Below are 4,617 nucleotides of genomic sequence, written 5' to 3'. Positions count from 1 at the left end.
TGTTCGCTGTAAATGGAGGTGGTGTGGATGATGACTTCGTTATAGATGTCGAGGATGGCAGGCAAGTCCTGCTCAGTGGCCTCTCGAATAATTATGTCTGACGCGCTGTTCATACTATATGCCGCTCACCCCACCCGATATGGCAAATTTCATCATATCGGCAGCGCTTTTACTTTCTATTGGTTTTACCTTGTCAGCGGAAACAATAACCACAATGCCCGAAATAGAATAGGATGCCGGCAGGTATACCGAAACATGGCCGGGCAGGCCAATGGCTGTGAGGTCCTTTTGGGTGATGAAACCGATCTTCATCAAGCCAAATTCGTTTACCTCGACCAGAACGGGTTCGTTAAATTTTTTTTCATCGCCTACAAAGGCCTCGGTAAGGTCTTTTATAGAACTGTGCAGAAACTTGAACAAGGGCAGGCGGTTTATCCAGCGGTTGGCCCATTGTTTTATCGGTGCGGTAATTACATTAGTTACGATGACTCCTGCCAATAGTAAAAACACCACAACCGTTAAAATACCCAAACCAGGGATAGACATGTGCTTACCCGTCTTTTGGTCGATGATGAAAAAGCTGCTTACGTTAAGCGCATTGTCCACCGTTGTTACCGCCCAATAAATGAGGAAGCCGGCTATACCTATGGGTGCCACAATGAGCAGGCCTTTGATAAAGTAATTAGCGAGCGCACGAAATATCCTGTTCATAACAGCTTGTATTTTACTCGTAAAAATACACCCTTTTTACCCGTTGCGAAACATTTGTTAATATTTCGTAGGGGATGGTGCCAATCTGTTTGGCCAGTTCTTCAATTTTGTATTCTTCGTTAAAAACAATCACCTCGTCCCCTTCTCTGGCATCGATATTTGTGATATCGATCATGCACATATCCATCGATACATTGCCAATTGTAGGCGCATATTGGCCGTTGATCAGCATTTTTCCCACCCCATTGCCAAAAGCACGCAAATAGCCATCGGCATAGCCGATCCGAACTGTACCTATTTTACCGTCGTTATGTAATACACCTTTTCGATTATATCCAATGGTATCGCCGGCTTTTATCGTTTTGATTTGCGAGATACTGGTTTTTAGCGTGGCGACAGGCTGCAAGGGGTTGCCCTCATCTTTTACCGCGCCGTCTATTCCATACAAGCCAATGCCCAACCGCACCATATCAAACCGGGCATCGGGCCAACGGTTGATGGCCGAGGTATTGGCGATGTGTTTCAGTATTGAGTACTTCAGTACTCTCTCCAACTGTATGGTCATTTTTTTGAACAGATTGATTTGCGTTTGTGTAAACCCGTCATGCTCAGCAGCGTCACTGGCGGCCAGATGCGATAGAACCGACTTTACGCTAATATACTTGCAGTTGATGATTATATCGCAAAGGTGCGCCATATCGGCTTCCTCAAAGCCTAAGCGGTGCATACCGGTATCTATTTTGATGTGGATAGAGTAATGTTCTATTTTATGTAGCTGCGCGAATTGGATGAACTCATGAAGCAGGCCAAAACTGTATATTTCGGGTTCGAGGCAATGACCCACCATTTTGTCGAACGCAGATGACTCGGGATTGAGCACCATAATTGGCAGCGTGATACCGGCTTCGCGCAAAGCAAGACCTTCGTCGATATATGCAACCGCTAAATAATCCACGTTGTTGAATTGCAGCATATTGGCCACCTCGAAACTGCCGCTACCATAGCTAAAGGCCTTTACCATGGCCATTAGTTTTACTCCCGGCTTTAGCTTGGATTTGTAAAAGTTAAGATTGTTTTGCAGCGCGTTGAGGTTGATTTCCAATACGGTTTGGTGGGCTTTTTGTACCAAAGCCTTGCTAATGCGCTCGAACTCAAAACTGCGGGAGCCTTTGATGAGGATGGTTTGGTTGCTAAAGCCTAACTCCGGCAATGCAGCCAATAACCCATCTGTATCGATAAAAAAATGATTTTGAGGTGTTTTAAACAGATGCCGGTATTGACTAATGGCTTTCCCTACGCCAATAAATCGATCGACTTTTTTTTGCGACACCAAATCGGCGACCTGTTGGTACAGTGCCTGAGGTTCCAAACCTGATTGGTATATATCGGACAGGATGAGCGTACGTACCTGGTGCTGGTTTTGCTGGTTGAGGAAGTTAAGCGCGATTTCGAGCGACTGGATGTCAGAGTTGTACGAATCATCGATAACCGAGCAATTATTGATGCCCTGCTTTAGCTCCATACGCATACTTACCGGGACCAAATGTTCTGTTCGTTGATTTATTAAAGCGACATCATATCCCAGTGCCAACAAAGTTGCCCAGCAAGTGATGGCATTCTCTATCGATGCCTCGTCGGTAAAGGGCACCAGGCATGTTATTTCGGTGCCTTTAAACTTCGCTTTTAAGCAGTATTTATCAGCAATAATGGTTTCGTCGAAGACATAAAGGTCGGCCTGTTCAAATTTACGGCTCCAGGTGAAGTGTTTTTCGCCCGGTATGTGTGCCGGGTAGCCGGCAAGTGTATCGTATTGATAGACTACCAGGCTGCAGTTGGCAAATAGCTTGAGTTTTTCAGAAAGCTTTTCGGCCATATCCTTGAAGCCTTCGTTGTGGGCCGTGCCCATGTGGGTCAGTATGCCAATTGTTGGCCTGATGATGGGCTCCAGGTACTCCATTTCGCCCGTGGTAGATATACCCGCCTCAAATATACCAAGGTTATGCTGCGGCGTTATTTGCCATACCGACAGCGCCACCCCTATTTGCGAATTGTAGCTTTTTGGGTTACGCACAATCTGTTTATCGGGACTGAGCAACTGGTACAACCATTCTTTTACAATGGTTTTTCCGTTGCTACCCGTAATGCCGATTACTTGCAAATCGAACTTTTTGCGATGATAGGCTGCAAGAGACTGTAAGGCTTTCAGCACATCCCCAACTATCAAAAAATTTGCCTCGGGATATTGTTCGGCGTTGGCCGGTACGTGTTTCACAACATAACTATGAACACCAGCCTTATATAGTTCGGGGATAAAGTCGTGCCCGTCCCTCCTGCCGCTCAATGCAAAAAACAAAGACGCCTGCGGGTTATTGATCTTTCGGCTATCGGTAAGCAGGTTGCTGATATTTGTTTCGGAAACGATAGTCCCGCTTGCGCCGATGATGCGCTGTATTTGACCAATGGTATAAACAGTACTGAGCATTGATGCGAATTTGAAGATATTTATTGTGATACAAGAATTTTAGCGAAATTTGGTTGGAATGGATACGCCGATAAAGCCCGTGAAAATTATTGACCCCAAAGTGGGCCTTACCAAAGCCGAACATTATTGCGCCTATCAGGAACGATCGCAACAGGAAACACGCAGCAAATTGTACGATTGGGGCCTGTACCCAAAGGATGTTGAGCAAATCATATCGAACCTGATCGAAAACAACTTTTTAAACGAAGAGCGCTTTGCCAAAACCTATGCCAAAAGCAAGTTCAACCAAAAAGGGTGGGGACGCATCAAGATAAAACAGGGCCTTAAACTAAAAAAAGTACCCGATGTACTCATCCGTAAGGCGTTGCTGACCATTGACGGTAATGATTATTTGGAAACGTTAAAACATATCCTGCAAAAGAAGGCCGCCTTGCTGAAAGAGAAAGAAGGCTATAAAAGGCATTATAAGCTGCAACAATACGCCATGGGCCGTGGGTATGAAAGCGATGTGATAGCGGAAGTGCTAAAGTGCAGCTCGTTGTAAAATTCGATTTATTAAAATAAAAACGCAAAGAGGTGCTGTTATATCAAATTTTATTTGTATATTGACCTATGGCTAAATCAGTAGAAACGTACAACAAAAAAGAACGCGAGAAGAAAAAATCGAAAAAACAGCAGGATAAGCGCGAAAAAGCCGAAGAACGGAAGGCAAATGGCACTAAAGGAAAAAGTTTGGAAGACATGATGGCTTACCTGGATGAGAACGGGAACATCACTTCCACTCCTCCTGATGCGAGCAAAAAGAAAAAGATAGCGGTAGAAGATATACAAATATCGGTACCCAAACAGGAAGCTATGGCGCCCGAAGATCCTTTTAGAAAAGGCACCGTAACATTTTTTAACGAGAGCAAAGGTTTTGGCTTTATACAGGATAGCATTTCGCAAGAAAGTGTATTTGTGCATGTAAAAGCATTGGAAGAACCCATTGGCGAAGGCGACAAAGTTAGTTTTGAGACCGAACAAGGACTAAAAGGCCTGAGCGCGATCAAAGTAAAAAAGATAAGTAAGTAGAATTGTATATCGATAAAAACAAAAAACCCTGATATTACAATATCAGGGTTTTTTTGTCGATTCATTTTTTAAAGTACTCAAAGCCGCAGGCCCCACGAACCAATTTTTAAGTGACCTAAAACGTTTAGCCACTCTATTTGATGATTGAGGCCAATTTTTAATATCTAACCCGTTTTCAATTGAACCGAACATAATTACACGGATATACTTTTTTAATATGTAAAGCAAACACCCAAAAGATCTATTTCTATAGTCAACAATTTGCCTCTTTTATTATACTATTTTAAGTATATCTAAAAAACATCAGCTTTTATTATTAGGTCTGAAAAGTCTATGTGTTATAAACATAGATT

At 43.4% G+C, this 4,617-nt stretch carries 4 protein-coding genes; 2 read left to right on the top strand and 2 right to left on the bottom strand.

Annotated elements, in window-relative coordinates; all coding sequences use genetic code 11:
* Positions 1-114: 114 nt before the first annotated feature.
* Positions 115-711, bottom strand: a complete 597-nt coding sequence (locus QZX97_RS13465; protein WP_295664721.1) for a DUF502 domain-containing protein — start codon at positions 709-711, stop codon at positions 115-117.
* Between the two features lie 13 nt (positions 712-724).
* Positions 725-3,193 (bottom strand): bifunctional UDP-N-acetylmuramoyl-tripeptide:D-alanyl-D-alanine ligase/alanine racemase, encoded by a 2,469-nt coding sequence (locus QZX97_RS13460; RefSeq protein WP_295651742.1) that lies wholly within the window; start codon positions 3,191-3,193, stop codon positions 725-727.
* 58 nt (positions 3,194-3,251) lie between these two features.
* On the opposite strand from QZX97_RS13460, the gene QZX97_RS13455 reads away from it, so the two are divergent.
* Both QZX97_RS13455 and QZX97_RS13450 read left to right on the top strand, forming a co-directional pair.
* Positions 3,252-3,737, top strand: coding sequence for a regulatory protein RecX (locus tag QZX97_RS13455; protein ID WP_295651740.1), 486 nt, complete (start codon positions 3,252-3,254; stop codon positions 3,735-3,737).
* A 68-nt stretch (positions 3,738-3,805) separates the two neighbouring features.
* The gene (locus tag QZX97_RS13450; RefSeq protein WP_295664720.1) at positions 3,806-4,264 is read left to right on the top strand and encodes a cold shock domain-containing protein; all 459 of its coding nucleotides are present in this window, start codon (positions 3,806-3,808) and stop codon (positions 4,262-4,264) included.
* Positions 4,265-4,617 lie beyond the last annotated feature (353 nt).

The organism is uncultured Mucilaginibacter sp. (assembly GCF_903893715.1).
Lineage (GTDB): Bacteria > Bacteroidota > Bacteroidia > Sphingobacteriales > Sphingobacteriaceae > Mucilaginibacter.
Note: the sequence above shows the minus strand (reverse complement) of the source record. Positions and strands in the feature narration are given on the sequence as shown.

Coding starts and splice junctions, on each gene's coding strand:
- QZX97_RS13465 (WP_295664721.1), bottom strand. CDS start 711: ATGAACAGGATATTTCGTGCGCTCGCTAATTACTTTATCAAAGGCCTG.
- QZX97_RS13460 (WP_295651742.1), bottom strand. CDS start 3,193: ATGCTCAGTACTGTTTATACCATTGGTCAAATACAGCGCATCATCGGC.
- QZX97_RS13455 (WP_295651740.1), top strand. CDS start 3,252: ATGGATACGCCGATAAAGCCCGTGAAAATTATTGACCCCAAAGTGGGC.
- QZX97_RS13450 (WP_295664720.1), top strand. CDS start 3,806: ATGGCTAAATCAGTAGAAACGTACAACAAAAAAGAACGCGAGAAGAAA.